The following is a 14,570-nucleotide window of genomic DNA, read 5'->3' on the forward strand; positions in this document are numbered from 1 at the left end:
ACTTTAATGGTTGAAAAACGATTACGGCCTAGATTGGCACCATAACAGTTTATCCTGACATACCCGAAGCGGCCAGCAAGGAGCCTGCACGGGTGAGGCGTCGGCGAAAGCGCTCCCTGACGGAGATTGGAAGCAATGTTTTCCCGACTTTACGACCGGAATGTTTTCCGTGTCCTTACGATGATGATTGCCCTTGCGGGTTTTTACGGCCTGTCGGTCTCCGCCTCGCAGGCACAGGAATATACCGCACAGGAAATCGTCGATTCCGGCCATAAATTCTTTGGCGCGACGTCCGGCGGCCTTGCCAGCGTGGTCGAGAAGATTTTTGCGTCTTACGGCCTGCCGAACGGCTATCTGCTCGGCGAGGAAGGGTCCGGCGCCTTTATCGGCGGGCTCACCTATGGCGAGGGAACGCTCTACACCAAGAACGCCGGCGACCACAAAACATTCTGGCAAGGTCCTTCGCTGGGCTGGGATTTCGGCGGTGAAGGGTCGCGCGTGATGATGCTCGTCTATAATCTGGACGACGTGAGCGCCATCTACAACCGCTTCGGCGGCGTTGCCGGCTCGGCCTATGTGATCGCCGGCGTCGGCTTCAACGTGCTCAAGAACAACAACATGCTGCTGGTGCCGATCCGTACCGGCGTCGGGGCACGGCTCGGCGTCAATCTCGGTTATCTGAAGCTGACCGACCGGCCGACGTGGAATCCATTTTAAGGCTTGGATTTTAACGGGCTCCCTGCGGGGAGCACTGGATTTGCCTCGGCGCAACGTGGCACAGTAGCGTGCCTGCGAAGGCTTCCGCGATCCATAGCGAGTAGAGCGTCTTGGTCCAGCCTATCCTTTTCTTCGCGCTCGGCTTCCTCGGTGCCGGATTTCTTGCGCTGCTGGTCGCTCCGGCCATCTGGCGCCGGGCCGTCTCGCTGACGCGCGCCCGCATTCAGGGATCAATGCCGCTGACCCTTTCCGAAATCCAGGCGGACAAGGACAGCATGCGCGCGGAGTTCGCCATGGCGACGCGCAAGCTGGAAATGACCGTCGGGACGTTGCGCGAGAAGGCGGCCGGGCAAATGGTGGAAATCGGCCGTAGCCGCGAGCAACTGGCGGCGCTCGAAACCGAACGCGCCGCGCATGAACTGAAGATCGCGGCACAGGAACAGGCCAACGAGGCGCTTACGGTCATGGCGCGCAAAAGCGAAGAGCAGGTCGGCACCCTGTCCGCCAGGCTGGCGGACAGCGAACGGCTTGCCGAGGAGGCGGCGCAGGAACTGGAACGGCTGGGCCAGATGTATGACGAGGCGAGCTTTGCCGCCAGCAACCGGCAGATCGAACTGGTGGCCAGGGAATCCAGGCTCCAGGGGCTGACCGACGAAATGTCTTCGCTGCGCACCCAGCACAAGGACGCGCTGCGGCGTCAAAAGGAGATCGAAGTGGAACACCGGTTGTCCCGTGAAGCCATAGACGCCGAGCGGAAAAAGGCGAGCGACCTCGACAAGAAAGTCGCGCGCCTGATGGCGACTTTGGCGGACCGGGACGAAAAGCTCGACCGCCGCGAAAAGGAAATCGAACGGCTGCGGGAGCAGTCGAAGGGCGTGGCTCCCGCTGCCGCGAACCCCCGTCGGGAGGCCGACATCGAAAAAGCCATCGGCAAGCTGGACGTTGCTCGCGAGCGGCTGGAAGCGCGGCTGGTGGCGCTTGCCCGCGAGAACAAGCAACTGAGGACCGATGTTGCGGCGGCGCAGCAAGCGCATTCGCCGGGAGACGAGGCGGGCGACGCTTCGATGCTGCGCGAGCAGATGCATGATCTCGCGGCGGAAGTGGTCCAACTGACGGCGCTGCTCGACGGTCCGGATTCGCCGATTTCCAAGGCGCTTGCGGCCCCTCAGGTCGATCAGGCCTCCGGGCAACAGGGCGAGCGCATGATGAGCCTTGCCGACCGGGTCCGGGCCTTGCAGAAAGCGGCGGCTGAAGGCTGAAAGCCAGGCGGGATCGTTCCAGTATCAGTTCTTGATGCGGGAGAAATGGTGCAGCGCAATGGCGGAGGCGGCGGCGACGTTCAGGCTGTCGAAGTCTTTCGCCATCGCAATACGTACCGTCTCCAGCCGCTCCAGCAGGGGGCCGGGCAGGCCTTCCCCTTCCGTTCCCAGAAACAGCGCCAGCCGTTTTCCTGGCCGCGCGTCGCGAATGTCGATAGCGCCGCGCGGCGACAGGGCAAATTGGTCATAGCCGAGCCGGTCGAGCGTCCCGATAAAACCGCTCGTATCGTCGAAGGTGGCGAAGGGCACTTTCAGCGCCGCGCCCACCGAAACGCGGATTGCCTTGCGGTAGAGCGGGTCGCAGCACGACGTGTCCAGAAACACCGCATGAGCGCCAAAAGCTGCGGCATTGCGAAAGATCGAGCCCATATTGTCGTGGTTGGAAATGCCGACCAGTGCGACGATCAGCGGTGGAAGATCCGCCAGCAGGGCTTCCGCGTCCTGGCGCGCGCGCTTGATGCCGATGGCCAATATGCCGCGATGCATGTGGAAGCCAGCAATCTTGTCCATGACCTCGCCGGACACGACATGGACCGGCAGGGATTCCGGGGCTTTCGCCAGAATGTCGGCCAGGCCGGCCAGCCTGTTTTCCAGCACGAGGATCGATTCGGTGGTGAAGCGTCGCGCCGATAAAAGCACGTCGAGCACCACCTTGCCTTCAGCGATGAAGCGGCCCTGCCTGCCGGCCAGGTCGCGCTCGCGAATATCCAGATAGGCCGCGATCCTGGGGTCGTGCGGATCGTCAATGCGGGTGAGATTCATGGCTTTCCCGGTGGGCTGGAGCATCGGACCGAAAAGTGGTTGCCGGTTTTCGGAATACTCCGATGCTCACCAAAAGTGTCGCCGGGATAAAGCTGCGTGGTCGCTTGTGGTCAAGTCCCCGTGCGGCGCAGGGCCGGGGCTGCCTGCTCCTCGTCATCGAAAACGGCGCTTAGCATCTGCAAAAGCGCTCGCACCATCTCGGATTGGCAGGAATAATAGATCATCTGCCGGTCTCGACGGGTCTGAACCAGGCCGAAGGCGCGGAGTTTCGCCAGGTGTTGCGAAAGCGCCGACTGGCTGAGCGATACTTTTTCGGCAATCGCGCCGACCGACATTTCGCCGTCCAGCAAATGGTTGACGATGATCAGCCGTTTTTCGTTGCCCATCAGCATCAGGAAGGAAGCCGCAGCCTCGGCATTGTCGATCAGCTTGGACGAAACCATCATTAACCCCACACTTTCCCTGCTTTCCAGCGCTATGGGGGCAGATAGCGCGGGAATTCCATCAATCAATCGTTCGCGGCACAAGACCGACACCGAAAAGATGCCTGCAAATGGCCGCGAGAAAATCTCGGCGCAGCCGCATCGAGATGCGGCAAATCATTTGCGCCGCAAGCCCGACGGCGCAAATGGAAGGTAGAAACATTTCACCCAAACCACAACCGCAACCGGCTGGTTGAAGCGGCCATTGCCATCAGGACTGTGGCGGTTCTGCCGCACGCCCGGCCCGCGCCATCTCCACCAGACTGGGGCGCAGCTCGGTGGAGACCTTGAGAGGCTGGGGAAAAAATACCCTGTGGACATCGTCTCCAGAAGCAATGTCGATACCATCAGCATCGAATCCGGTAACCCTCCAACCGCTGCCTGAAGCCTTGGCGAAATGGCGCGCATAGACGGCGATCGCATCAAGATGGTCGGCGTTCATGTGGTCGAGCGCGCCTTGTTCGCTGGCCGCCAGCTCGTCGTTGATGGGGCCCGAGACGAGAAGGTCGGCGCGTTCGAGCCGGTAGGCCTTGCCGAACCCGGCATTCAGGCTGGCGCTTTCCGGCTCGAGGCGGAAGATCGAAAAATCGCCAAGCCCGACATAGAGCTTCGCCTTCGGATTGCGGTTCAGGTAGCGCCGCTCGGCGCGGATGTGATCCGGCCCGCCCCGTTCCAGCCGCGTGGCGCGGCAGGCCAGCGTGATGCGCGGATGCGCCAGGGGATCGCCTTTGCCGGTCACGCCGACCAGCAGCGAGCAGCGCGGGTCGGCCAGAATGGCGGGTGTGTGGGCCGAGAGCATCGAGACGAGGATCAGCGGCGCACCGTCGATGTCTGTCGCGACGCCGACGCGGTTGACGTTCGGCGCGCCGGTCTTGGGGTCGATGAAGGCAAGCGAGCCATAGCGCGCGCCGCGCACCAGCGTCCTGGCCAGCCGGATCGCCTCGGCATTAGTCTGGCGCAGCACGTCCTTCTTTTTGTCTTCCAATTTGCTCACCGCAATAAGTTGATATTCTTTCTCCACTTATTGCGGGTCAGGCGGCGTTTGACAAGGTTATTTCCGCCATTCGGCGCCAACAGCCACGAAGGCTGCATTCGACCGCACGGCGGACACTCATGGCTGCCGTCGCCGATCCCAAAAGCCGCCTCTTCAGCGGTCCGTCAGGCTAATCGCCGTGACTATGCTGGAACGTATGTCAACCTGATCACGTCCTCGCCGATACGATCGCTCGCCACGAGGCGCAGCGGGGGCCGCGGGCCGGCGAAGAACGGCTTGCCGCCGCCGAGGACAACGGGATGGAGGTACAACCGATACTCATCGACAAGGCCCATGTCGGTCAGACTTCCCGCCAACTCTGGTCCGGAAACTTCAATCACCCCATCGAGTTGAGCTTTCAAACCGCGTATCGCCGCCTCGACCTCATCATCGACAAGGGTGGCGTTCGGGCCAACGGACTTCAACGAGCGTGACACGACCCACTTCGGTTGGCTCCGCCACGCCGCCGCATAGTCACATTCTGCCTCACCCCACTCAGAATGATCCTCGTCCCAATACCGCATCACCTCATACATACGGCGACCGTACACACTGCCGGCGAGGCCGCGCACGTCGTCGATGAAATGACGAAAAAGCACGGGATCGGGTACAAATGCCGTGTGGTCGTGGTCGACATAGCCGTCCAGCGACTGGTTCAATCCAAAAACAAGCTTCGCCATAAGGGATCTTCTCCTCGCCATCTTCTCGCAGGCTGCCGAGGGTACGCAAAAGTGAAGCGGGCTACAATCGAGCGACCCACTTGCCGCCATGACCCATTAGCAGAAGTCCTCTTTCCGGCCCATCGCGTACAAAGCAGAATGTCGCCTAACCACCCAATCGCAGACCTCTTGACTGGACGCAGGCTTGGTGGCGGTGGCCACCGAATACCAGTTATTTCGGGGCCATGCGGATCGCCCCGTCTAAACGAATAGTTTCGCCGTTGAGCATCTGGTTTTCCACGATATGCAGGGCAAGCGCGGCGTATTCCGATGGCTCGCCAAGCCGCGAGGGGAACGGCACGGCGGCCCCCAGCGAATCCTGCACGTCCTGCGGCATGCCGGCCATCATCGGCGTCTTGAAGATGCCGGGCGCGATGGTGCAGACACGGATGCCGGAGCGGGCGAGGTCGCGCGCCACCGGCAGCGTCATGCCGACGATGCCGCCCTTGGACGAGGAATAGGCGGCCTGGCCGATCTGGCCGTCATAGGCGGCGACCGAGGCGGTATTGACGATGACGCCGCGTTCGGCCCCCTCGAGAGCATCGAGTTTTCCAGCGGCGTCGGCGAAGAGACGGATCATGTTGAAGGTGCCGATAAGATTGACCTCGATGACCTTGCGGTACTGGTCGAGCGGATGCGGCCCGTCCTTGCCGACCGTCTTCACGCCGATGGCGATGCCGGCGCAGTTGACGAGGATGCGGGCGGTTCCGAGTTTCTGGCCCACTTCTGCAATCGCGGCAACACCGCTGTCGGCGCTGCTGACGTCACATTGGACCGCGATGCCGCCGATGTCCGCAGCGACCTTGGCGGCGCGTTCCATGCCGACATCGAGAATGGCGACCTTGGCGCCCTTGGCGGCAAGCGCCCGCGCCGTCGCCTCGCCAAGGCCGGAGCCTGCGCCAGTTACGATTGCGACCTGTCCGTTCGGGTTCATTTTTCTCTCCTGGTTTTCCGCACAGTACGGAGACGGTGCAGGCGGCGCAACGTACCTATCGGCGTTGAGCCTGGTCGGCGTGGCAGACTTCGCCGGAAAGCTTGCGCACGGTTCCGGGCATGATTTCGTGGGCCAGCACCCGGTTGAGGTCGACGGGGCGGGGCATCAAGATCTGGCCGTGCGGTACTTTGGTGAAGCCGAGCGGCCCGTAATAGGGTTCGTCGCCGACCAGCAGGACAGAAGGCACGCCCGCCGTTGTCGCCGCTTCCAGCGCCATGGCCACCAGCCGCCGGCCGATGCCGAGGTTCTTGAAGGCCGGGCGCACCGCCAGCGGCCCCAGCATGACGGAACGGCCTTCGCCCGCTGCTATCGGCGTCATCCGCACCGAAGCGATGACGGTTTCGCCTTGCATGGCGACAAAGGACAAGGCCCGGTCGTGCGGGCCGCCTTCGCGTATCTTGTAAGCGGCGCGCGCAAAGCGGCCCGGCCCGAAAGCTTCTTCGTTGATGACGTCGATCTGGTGGTCATGCGCCGGGGTTTCCGGCAGGTAGGTCACGTCGGCAGAGTTCATGGTCGTCGCGTTCCGGTATGCGAGGAAAGATGCTGCAAGGCGCAGCGTTCGCCAGTCAGCGCCTGTTCAGGCGCGGGCGTTCTTTCGTCGTCGGTCGAACCGGATGGATGCAAAGACGTGGACCATGGTGGTTGTCCGCTAGCATCAAATGTCGGCCGCTGCAATCGGCCTTTAGCCCCGGAAGGGGGGCCGATTGACACTCTGTTCAAGGCAAATGCTTTTCGGATCGTCGTCGGGTGCCTTACATGTGGTGAAAGCACGGAAGGACAAGATTATGGGATTGCTGGTTGAAGGCAAGTGGCAGGATCGCTGGTACGACACCAAATCGACGGGCGGCAAGTTCGAGCGGTCGCAGTCGCAATGGCGCGATTGGATCACGGCTGACGGCGCCCCGGCACCAGGGCGCAAGCGCGGTTTCAAGGCCGAGTCCGGCCGCTACCACCTCTATGTCTCGCTGGCCTGTCCGTGGGCGCACCGCACCCTGATTTTCCGGGCGCTGAAAGGACTGGAAGAAGTCATTTCCGTTTCGGTGGTGCATCCGTTCATGGGCGCGGACGGCTGGACGTTCCTGGCAGAGGACGGCGCTACGGGCGATACGCTCTATGGGCTCGACTTCCTGCATCAGCTCTACACCAAGGCCGACCCTGCCTATTCAGGCCGGGTGACGGTGCCCGTGCTGTGGGACAAGCGCGAAAAAACGATCGTCAGCAACGAGTCGTCCGAAATCATCCGCATGCTCAATTCCGCCTTCGACGAGTTTGGCGACGCGAGGCTCGATTTCTATCCCAAGGCGCTGCGCGGCGAGATCGACACGATCAACGCGCTGGTCTATCCGGCGATCAACAACGGTGTCTATCGCGCCGGCTTCGCCACCACGCAACAGGCCTATGAAGAGGCGTTTCACGAGCTTTTCGCCACGCTGGACCAGCTCGAGGAGCGCCTGTCGAAGCAGCGCTATCTGGTCGGCGGGCAGATCACCGAAGCCGATTGGCGGCTGTTCACGACGCTGGTGCGCTTCGATCCGGTCTATGTCGGCCACTTCAAATGCAATCTGCGTAGGATTGCCGACTATCCGAACCTGTCGAACTATGTTCGCGAGCTTTACCAGGTACCGCGGGTGGCCGGCACGGTCAATATCCAGCACATCAAGGCGCATTATTACGGCAGCCACGACACCATCAACCCGACGCGCATCGTGCCGGTCGGCCCGGCGCTCGATTTCGATGCGCCGCATGATCGTGCCCGGTTCCGGGAAGCGGCGTGAGTTACCAGTAGAGCGAGGGCGTTGCGCCGCTGAACACTTCGGCGATGCGCCGCAGGGTCGCTGGGGTGACGCCCTCCGGCAATTTGTCGAGCGGGAAGAAGCCGGATTCGGCAATCTCGCGGTCCGGCGTTTTTGGCCTGGATTGGACGAAATCCTCGATCAGGTAGAAGCCGACATGGTCGCGCCGGCTTGACCGTCGGTTGAAGTGCAGGGATTTGAGCCGAGGCGGCGCGGTGAAGGCGATGTTGCCTTCCTCGGAAAGCTCGCGCTCCAGCGCTTTTTCCAGCGTCTCGTCGACCTCGACGCCGCCGCCCGGCAACTGCCAGCCAGGCACGTAAGTGTGGCGGATAAGGAAGACCGAGTTCGTCGCGCGGTCGTAGACGAGGCCGCGCACGCCCAAGGTCATTGGTCGCCTGAGCAGGAAATAGAGATGGAACAGCTTGGCCCGAAAGCCCGGCCAGCCGGTCTGGCGGAACGCTTCTTCGTTGTCCTCGGTCATCCGCGGTAAAACCTTCGGTGGAAAGCCTGGCCTTCGTCGCCTATGAAGAGAAAATGTTCAGGCTTGCGCATATTTCCGATGTCCATCTGGGGCCGCTGCCCGCTGTAACCTATCGCGACCTCGCCTCCAAGCGGGTGGTGGGCTATGTCAACTGGCAGCGCAACCGCCGCCGCCATATGCGCGATGCGGTGCTCGACACCATCGTCGCCGATCTCAAGGCAAGCGAACCCGCCCATCTTGCCGTTACCGGCGACCTGGTCAATCTGGCGCTGGACGGCGAGATCGAGATGGCGCGGCTATGGCTGGAAACGCTGGGCTCGCCGCAGGACGTGTCGGTGGTGCCCGGCAACCACGATGCCTATGTGCCGGGCGCTTTCGACAAGGCGTGCCGCTCGTGGGGCGCATGGATGAGCGGCGACGGGGCCAGTTCCCCGGTCAACCGAGATGCGTTTCCCTATCTGCGCGTGCGTCAGAACATAGCGCTGATCGGCGTCTCGACGGCGCGCGCCACCGCCCCCTTCATGGCCAACGGGTTTTTCGGGGAGAGGCAGGCGGCGCGGCTGGAGAAGATCCTGGAAGAGACCGGCCGGCGCGGGCTTTTCCGGGTCATCATGATCCATCATCCACCAGTGCGCGACGCTGTTTCTCAGCACAAGCGCCTGTTCGGCATCGGTCGCTTTCAAAAGGCGATGCGCCGACAGGGGGCGGAACTTGTCCTGCACGGCCATTCGCACCTGCCATCGCTCAACATGATCGACGGCAAGGGAGCTAGAATCCCGGTCATCGGTGTCGCTGCCGCGGGCCAGGCGCCGGGCGGTTCGCATCCGGCGGCGCAATACAATCTTATCGACATAGACGGCGAAAAGGGCGACTGGCGCGTGCGCCTGACACGGCGCGGGTTGACCGGTATCGCCCTGCCGCCAAGCGATCTGGAAACCGTGGAACTCAGCGGCAACGCCGCTGCGTCGATCAGGAACTGAACAGGGCCGCGCTGATGCGGTCCCAGAACAGCACGGCCGATATTCCGAGCCCGAACAGCGCCCCGGCAAGTATCAATGCCAGCCCGGCGGCAAGTGCGGACCACACCTTGCCGCGCATGCGCGAGCGCCCGTTCAAGGGCGGCTCGGCTTCCGCCACGGCGTTCCGGGAAACCCCGGCGACCGGCTCGGCACCGCCTTCCATCAGCCGCTGCCGCTCGACGATGCGTTCGGCGACATAGCGCGTGACCTGGTCGGCGACAGGTCTCATATCGGTCGACTCGGCCAGCACCACGCGGCCGACGCGCGTATCCCTGAGAAAGCGAAAGGTGCGACGGTCGCGTCCCATCGCGACATGGCTCACCGCATCGATCCACAGGCGCGGCTGAAGCCCCGAGGATACGGTGAAATCGAAACTATCCATATCGGCGGGAACGTCCGCGAAAACGGGCGCGAGTTCGGCGGCCAGCAGTTCCAGCCGCATGCGGTGCGCATCGCGCATGTCCACGACGACGTCGTCGCGATCGGCGAGCGCGTTCTTGACGTCCCGCACCACGACGGAAAGCGTTCGCGCCTGGTTCAGGGGGCTATCGCTTGCATCACTCATCAGCTTCAGCCTCGGGTTTGGTTAACGAGGAGTTACCACAGAAGATGGTGAAATACAGCCGCCAGATCAACCGGGGAGAGCAAGATTGGCGAGGATTGCGTCGCGCACTAGTTCTGGTGTCTCTCCAATCAGCATGTGGCCGGCTCCCGGCGCGACGCGGACGGTAAAATTGGCAGGCAGGTCGGCGGACTGTGTGAACGGCACGACGGGGTCATCCGTGCCCCACAGCAGCGTGACAGGCATCGTCAGCGTCGCCAGCATTTCGCGCGGGATCATGCCTTGGCGGTCGTCCCTGGTGATGGCGGCGGCGATTTCGACCAGCTTTTCCGTCTGGCCGGGCCGTCCGCGCATGGCGAGATAGGAGCTGAGTGCATCATCGGTTACGGTTGCGTTCTCGCCCGACATGGCCGCCAGGCAGGCGCGCAGTTCAAGTGCATCGACGGCCTTGGCATAGCGGCGCAGCAGGGGACCGTTGATTTCCGGTCCGAAACCGCCCGGCGCAAGCAGTGTCAGCGAGGCGATGCGCTGCGGCTCGGCCAACGCCATCAACGTCGCCACAGCCCCGCCCATGGAATGGCCGACGACATGGATTTTTTCTGCCCCACGCTCGGAAAGGTCGGCCAAAATAGCGCGCGCGGCAAATTTGGCCGAGCCGGCACCCGGTGTTTTCAGCGAAAGGCCATGGCCGGGCAGGTCATAGGCGATGGTGCGTGCATGCCGCACAAGCGAGGGCAGGATCGTATCCCAAACGCCATGAGCCGCGCCGAACCCGTGGATGAATACGATTGCCTCGGACCCGCTTCCTGCTTCGACGGCATGGATCGCCGTGGTCGGATCGCCGGTGTCAGCTTGCATTGAAAATGCCGGCTTCATGCAACGCGTCGATCAGGCGGTCGGTCAGATCCGCAGGGTAATTCCTTTCAGCGAAAACCTTGCGCGGATTTGCGACGAAACGCGGAAATTGCTGGGTCAGCGTATCCTTGAGTTCTCTTAGCTCTGCGTCGTCGCCAAACGCCTTGGCGCTGATGATGCGCGCGGCGAGATAGTGCGATTTGGGTGCCGTCGTCATCAGCGCGTCGCTGGCCTTCCTGGCGCCGGCCATGTCGCCTTGCATGAACTTTCCGACGAACAAGCCGAAATTCCACCATGTCGGATGGGCGCTCGTCGCCTCGACCGCGCGCGCGAGGATAGGCGTTCCCTCGCCATACTTGCCGGCGAAGATGAGGCTGTAGCCATAGCCGGCGGCCATGCCGAGATCGTAGGGGTTGAGCTGGTAGGCCTTGTGCATCCAGTGGATGGCCGATTCCGACTCGCCCTGTCGGGATTTGAGATAGCCGAAGGAACGATGCACGGCGGCGCTGGTTGAACCCATATGGATGGCGCGGCGGGCAAACTCGAATGCCTGATCGGCGGTTGCGCCCGCTGGATAGGCGTAGTGCTTGGTAACCGCCTCCAGGTGCAGCGAAGCGATTTCGGAATAGACGAGCGGCGACTTCACGCTCTTTGCGACCAGGTTTTCAAGGCAGCGGTAGGCCGGCTCATGGGTCGCGGCGTTCTGGTCGAGATAATATTTTTCGTCCAACAGCAGGCACCGGGTCAGGCCTTTCTGCAGGCCGTTCTGCTCGATGTAATTGTAGATCGTGCCGGAAGCTGGAACCGTGGCCGTCAGGATGCTTGCGATGCCGTCATCGATCTTCTGCGGCAGCGCGTTCGCAGCATCAAGGCTTTGCGACAGCAGGACCCGGCCGGTCGCCACGTTCTCAAGTTCGACAGTGACGCTGTCCGCGCTCTGCCCGGGCAGGATTTGGAAAACGAAGCTCGACGCATCGGCGACCGGGTCAGGCGATCCGGAGATGTTGCGCCCGATGAAGTCGATCGTGTCGAAGCCCGAAAGCCCCGCACGTAGCGACGATGCGATCCGGTCCGCTGCTTCCCCCTTGGCCTTGACGCTGAGATAAACCACGGGCAGCACTGTGGACGATTGAGGCGCAGCGATACTGCTCGTTGCGGCGATGTCGGCTCTCGCCATTTCGACGCCGTCCGGCGATAAAGAACCGCCCTGGCGAACGATCAGCACGCCGAGCATGACGATGACGAGCGTGATCGCGGCCCAGAAGAAGGGAAGCTGGCGCGCCATGGACGGCATGCCGATCAGGCCCCGGCGACGCTTCGACGCCGCAACCGCCGTAGTTTCTTCGATCACGGCTCCCGCAAGATTTTCGTCGAGGGCCAGGGAGGCCGGCACAGGCACCGCATTGGCTTCATAGGCGGGAACGTAGCTGCCGCGCGGAATGGTGATGCGCAAGCGTTCCGACACGCCTTCGGTCGCGAAATACTGGGTCAGAAGCTCGCGAAGTCGACCCGCCTGGACCCGCACGACGGCATCGGTCGAGGAATCGAAATCATTGTCCTTGCCGAAGACGTCGACGGCAATCGCAAACCCCTTCAATCTCGCGGAGCCGCCCGCCTGCTGGCGGTCGACCAGATAGCGCAGCAATTCCCTTGCGCGTTCGGAACGTGCGAACGTCTCGCTGGCGAGAACCCGCTCCAGCGTCTCGCGCACTGCGGGGGCGGCAGGCGTGGAATGCTGCAAGTCTCATCCCTTTCGACGGGCGGCAGAATCTAGGATCGATACTATAGCGCTTGACCTCGCGCACAAGCGTTTGCTTTCGAGGGTGCCGGCCCGCCGGACAGTTATCCAGAGGGCCGGCCCCGATTGGTTAACCGGCGCTTATTGCGATGATCCGGTTGGCGGCGGACACGACCGCTTCCAGCGAAGCCGACGAGATGTTGGTATTGATCCCGGCGCCGAACAGCTTTCCGCCTGGATGCTCGACCTCGACATAGGAGATCGCCGAGGCGTTGGAACCGCGCTGCAGGGAATGCTCGGAATAGTCGAGAACCGACATTTCGACGCCGATATGACGTGACAACGCCTCGACGAAACTGTCGATCGGCCCGGTGCCCGTGCCGGTAATGGCTACTTCGTGGCCATTGTCGAGGATGGTCGCCTCGATCAGGCGGCGGCCCTTCACGGCCGTATCCGGATAGGTTCGGTGTTCGACATATTTCAGCCGCGCGCCGGGCTGGTCGACATAGGTTTCCATGAATTGTTCATGGATGCGTTTCACGGAGACTTCCTTGCCCTCGGTGTCGGTGATCGCCTGAATGTCGTGGCTGAACTCAATCTGCAGATTGCGCGGCAGGTTGAGGCCGTAGTCCGCTTGAAGCACATAGGCGATGCCGCCCTTGCCGGACTGCGAGTTGATGCGGATGATCGCTTCGTACGAGCGCCCGACATCGGCCGGATCAATGGGCAGATAGGGCACTTCCCACAGCGGGGTGTTGGCCTTTCTCAGCGCCTTGATGCCCTTGTTGATGGCGTCCTGATGCGAGCCGGAAAAGGCGGTGTAGACCAGTTCGCCGACATAGGGGTGGCGTTCGGGAATCTTCAACTGGTTGGAATATTCGTAGACCGCCTTCATGCGGTTGATGTCGGAACAGTCCAGTTTCGGATCCACGCCCTGCGTGTACATGTTGAGCGCCAGCGTGACGATATCGACATTGCCGGTGCGCTCGCCATTGCCGAACAACGTGCCTTCGACGCGGTCGGCACCGGCCATCAGGCCAAGTTCGGTCGTGGCGATGCCGGTGCCGCGGTCGTTGTGCGGATGCAGCGAGATGATCAGGTTTTCGCGGTTGTCCAACTGGCGGCACATCCACTCGATGCGGTCGGCATAGACGTTGGGCGTCGACATTTCCACGGTGGAAGGCAGGTTGACGATGAGCTTGTTTTCGGGCGTCGGCCGGATGATCTCGGTGACGGCGTTGCAAATCTCCAGCGCCACTTCCAATTCGGTGCCGGTAAAACTTTCCGGCGAATACTGGAAGCGGTATCCGCCGCCTGCCTTCGCCGCCATGTCGGTGATCATCTTGGCGGCGTCGGTGGCGATGCGCTTGATGCCGCGCACGTCCTTCTCGAACACCACGCGGCGCTGCAATTCGCTGGTGGAATTGTAGAAATGGACGATCGGGTTGGTCGCGCCTTGCAGCGCCTCGAAGGTGCGCGTGATGAGCTCCGGGCGGCACTGGACCAGCACCTGCAGGGACACATCGGCCGGCACGTCGCCTTGTTCGATGCACCAGCGGGCGAAATCGAAATCGGTCTGCGAGGCCGAGGGAAAGCCGATCTCGATTTCCCTGAAACCCATGTCGAGCAGCAACTTGAACATGCGGACCTTGCGCTCGTGCCCCATCGGGTCGATCAGCGCCTGATTGCCGTCGCGCAGGTCGACCGAACACCAGATCGGCGCCTTGTCGATGGTCTTGGACGGCCATGTCCGGTCGGCGAGGCCAACGGTCGGGTAGGGGGCGTATTTGCGGGCCGCATTGGCCATGCCGCGCTCCATTGCGCGAGCGGGGCGGGCTGGTTCCTGTATGTTCATCGTCTTCGTCTCCAAGCGGCCCGGCGAAAGCGCTTCACGCGGTTTTCGGTGCCAAGCTGCGCCTTTATTCAGATTTCATTCGCGGATTATGACTTTGCCAAGGAGCATGAATGCCTGACGGCGGTTCCCGACCGCCGGGCGCTCCTTCAGCGAACCCGGCGATCGCCGATAAGGCCGAGAAGACGGAGCGTGGAGGAAAGCGCGCGCAGCGTCTCGCCAGCAAAGCCGGTCGGACGGGAAG

The 14,570-nt window shown here is 62.5% G+C and carries 16 protein-coding genes; 5 read left to right on the forward strand and 11 right to left on the reverse strand.

Features of this window, described 5'->3' with window-relative positions; genetic code table 11:
* Window positions 1-180 precede the first annotated feature (180 nt).
* Both ACX3P1_RS03045 and ACX3P1_RS03050 read left to right on the forward strand, forming a co-directional pair.
* Window positions 181-717, forward strand: coding sequence for a DUF1134 domain-containing protein (locus ACX3P1_RS03045; protein WP_459078248.1), 537 nt, complete (start codon window positions 181-183; stop codon window positions 715-717).
* A 110-nt stretch (window positions 718-827) separates the two neighbouring features.
* Complete coding sequence (locus tag ACX3P1_RS03050; RefSeq protein WP_459078062.1) at window positions 828-1,976, forward strand: hypothetical protein; 1,149 nt, start codon at window positions 828-830, stop codon at window positions 1,974-1,976.
* Between the two features lie 24 nt (window positions 1,977-2,000).
* On the opposite strand, the gene ACX3P1_RS03055 is transcribed toward ACX3P1_RS03050, so the two are convergent.
* Window positions 2,001-2,798: a TrmH family RNA methyltransferase gene (locus tag ACX3P1_RS03055; protein WP_459078063.1), complete on the reverse strand. Its 798-nt coding sequence runs from the start codon at window positions 2,796-2,798 to the stop codon at window positions 2,001-2,003.
* A gap of 110 nt (window positions 2,799-2,908) precedes the next feature.
* Window positions 2,909-3,241 (reverse strand): ArsR/SmtB family transcription factor, encoded by a 333-nt coding sequence (locus ACX3P1_RS03060; RefSeq protein ID WP_459078249.1) that lies wholly within the window; start codon window positions 3,239-3,241, stop codon window positions 2,909-2,911.
* On the opposite strand from ACX3P1_RS03060, the gene ACX3P1_RS03065 reads away from it, so the two are divergent.
* Window positions 3,228-3,437, forward strand: coding sequence for a hypothetical protein (locus ACX3P1_RS03065; RefSeq protein ID WP_459078064.1), 210 nt, complete (start codon window positions 3,228-3,230; stop codon window positions 3,435-3,437). The genes ACX3P1_RS03060 and ACX3P1_RS03065 overlap by 14 nt on opposite strands.
* A gap of 54 nt (window positions 3,438-3,491) precedes the next feature.
* Here ACX3P1_RS03065 and ACX3P1_RS03070 read toward each other — a convergent pair whose 3' ends face one another.
* The 4 genes from ACX3P1_RS03070 to ACX3P1_RS03085 all read right to left on the reverse strand — a co-directional run bounded on the left by ACX3P1_RS03070 (window position 3,492) and on the right by ACX3P1_RS03085 (window position 6,537).
* Window positions 3,492-4,265 carry a HugZ family pyridoxamine 5'-phosphate oxidase gene (locus ACX3P1_RS03070; protein ID WP_459078065.1) on the reverse strand — a complete coding sequence of 258 codons (774 nt, stop codon included), beginning with the start codon at window positions 4,263-4,265 and terminating at the stop codon, window positions 3,492-3,494.
* A 191-nt stretch (window positions 4,266-4,456) separates the two neighbouring features.
* Complete coding sequence (locus ACX3P1_RS03075; protein ID WP_459078066.1) at window positions 4,457-4,993, reverse strand: dihydrofolate reductase family protein; 537 nt, start codon at window positions 4,991-4,993, stop codon at window positions 4,457-4,459.
* Between the two features lie 211 nt (window positions 4,994-5,204).
* Window positions 5,205-5,966 carry a 3-hydroxyacyl-CoA dehydrogenase gene (locus ACX3P1_RS03080; protein ID WP_459078067.1) on the reverse strand — a complete coding sequence of 254 codons (762 nt, stop codon included), beginning with the start codon at window positions 5,964-5,966 and terminating at the stop codon, window positions 5,205-5,207.
* 55 nt (window positions 5,967-6,021) lie between these two features.
* Window positions 6,022-6,537 (reverse strand): GNAT family N-acetyltransferase, encoded by a 516-nt coding sequence (locus ACX3P1_RS03085; RefSeq protein ID WP_459078068.1) that lies wholly within the window; start codon window positions 6,535-6,537, stop codon window positions 6,022-6,024.
* Between the two features lie 274 nt (window positions 6,538-6,811).
* Between ACX3P1_RS03085 and ACX3P1_RS03090 the strand changes: the two genes are divergently transcribed.
* A complete protein-coding gene (locus ACX3P1_RS03090; RefSeq protein WP_459078069.1) occupies window positions 6,812-7,801 on the forward strand; it encodes a glutathione S-transferase family protein in 990 nt (329 codons plus the stop codon).
* Between the two features lies 1 nt (window position 7,802).
* Here the strand turns inward: ACX3P1_RS03090 and ACX3P1_RS03095 are convergent, their stop codons facing one another.
* The gene (locus tag ACX3P1_RS03095; protein WP_459078070.1) at window positions 7,803-8,300 is read right to left on the reverse strand and encodes an NUDIX domain-containing protein; all 498 of its coding nucleotides are present in this window, start codon (window positions 8,298-8,300) and stop codon (window positions 7,803-7,805) included.
* Between the two features lie 53 nt (window positions 8,301-8,353).
* Here ACX3P1_RS03095 and ACX3P1_RS03100 point away from each other — a divergent pair, with 53 nt between their 5' ends.
* The gene (locus tag ACX3P1_RS03100; protein ID WP_459078250.1) at window positions 8,354-9,280 is read left to right on the forward strand and encodes a metallophosphoesterase family protein; all 927 of its coding nucleotides are present in this window, start codon (window positions 8,354-8,356) and stop codon (window positions 9,278-9,280) included.
* On the opposite strand, the gene ACX3P1_RS03105 is transcribed toward ACX3P1_RS03100, so the two are convergent.
* The 4 genes from ACX3P1_RS03105 to leuA all read right to left on the reverse strand — a co-directional run bounded on the left by ACX3P1_RS03105 (window position 9,270) and on the right by leuA (window position 14,281).
* Complete coding sequence (locus tag ACX3P1_RS03105) at window positions 9,270-9,884, reverse strand: hypothetical protein (protein ID WP_459078071.1); 615 nt, start codon at window positions 9,882-9,884, stop codon at window positions 9,270-9,272. The genes ACX3P1_RS03100 and ACX3P1_RS03105 overlap by 11 nt on opposite strands.
* A gap of 66 nt (window positions 9,885-9,950) precedes the next feature.
* On the reverse strand, window positions 9,951-10,739 hold the full coding sequence (locus tag ACX3P1_RS03110; protein ID WP_459078072.1) for an alpha/beta fold hydrolase: 789 nt from the start codon (window positions 10,737-10,739) through the stop codon (window positions 9,951-9,953).
* Window positions 10,729-12,477 (reverse strand): tetratricopeptide repeat protein, encoded by a 1,749-nt coding sequence (locus ACX3P1_RS03115; protein WP_459078073.1) that lies wholly within the window; start codon window positions 12,475-12,477, stop codon window positions 10,729-10,731. Before ACX3P1_RS03115 ends, ACX3P1_RS03110 begins: the two co-directional genes overlap by 11 nt.
* Window positions 12,478-12,604: 127 nt before the next feature.
* Window positions 12,605-14,281, reverse strand: a complete 1,677-nt coding sequence (gene leuA / locus ACX3P1_RS03120) for a 2-isopropylmalate synthase (protein WP_459078252.1) — start codon at window positions 14,279-14,281, stop codon at window positions 12,605-12,607.
* Window positions 14,282-14,570 lie beyond the last annotated feature (289 nt).

This window comes from Mesorhizobium sp. A623, assembly GCF_054489405.1.

Bases quoted from the DNA above. Each gene is read 5' to 3' on its own strand.
- ACX3P1_RS03105 (WP_459078071.1), bottom strand. From the start codon at position 9,884: ATGAGTGATGCAAGCGATAGCCCCCTGAACCAGGCGCGAACGCTTTCC.
- ACX3P1_RS03045 (WP_459078248.1), top strand. From the start codon at position 181: ATGATGATTGCCCTTGCGGGTTTTTACGGCCTGTCGGTCTCCGCCTCG.
- ACX3P1_RS03090 (WP_459078069.1), top strand. From the start codon at position 6,812: ATGGGATTGCTGGTTGAAGGCAAGTGGCAGGATCGCTGGTACGACACC.
- ACX3P1_RS03080 (WP_459078067.1), bottom strand. From the start codon at position 5,966: ATGAACCCGAACGGACAGGTCGCAATCGTAACTGGCGCAGGCTCCGGC.
- ACX3P1_RS03110 (WP_459078072.1), bottom strand. From the start codon at position 10,739: ATGCAAGCTGACACCGGCGATCCGACCACGGCGATCCATGCCGTCGAA.
- ACX3P1_RS03100 (WP_459078250.1), top strand. From the start codon at position 8,354: ATGTTCAGGCTTGCGCATATTTCCGATGTCCATCTGGGGCCGCTGCCC.
- ACX3P1_RS03075 (WP_459078066.1), bottom strand. From the start codon at position 4,993: ATGGCGAAGCTTGTTTTTGGATTGAACCAGTCGCTGGACGGCTATGTC.
- ACX3P1_RS03085 (WP_459078068.1), bottom strand. From the start codon at position 6,537: ATGAACTCTGCCGACGTGACCTACCTGCCGGAAACCCCGGCGCATGAC.
- ACX3P1_RS03060 (WP_459078249.1), bottom strand. From the start codon at position 3,241: ATGGTTTCGTCCAAGCTGATCGACAATGCCGAGGCTGCGGCTTCCTTC.
- ACX3P1_RS03055 (WP_459078063.1), bottom strand. From the start codon at position 2,798: ATGAATCTCACCCGCATTGACGATCCGCACGACCCCAGGATCGCGGCC.
- leuA (WP_459078252.1), bottom strand. From the start codon at position 14,281: ATGGCCAATGCGGCCCGCAAATACGCCCCCTACCCGACCGTTGGCCTC.
- ACX3P1_RS03095 (WP_459078070.1), bottom strand. From the start codon at position 8,300: ATGACCGAGGACAACGAAGAAGCGTTCCGCCAGACCGGCTGGCCGGGC.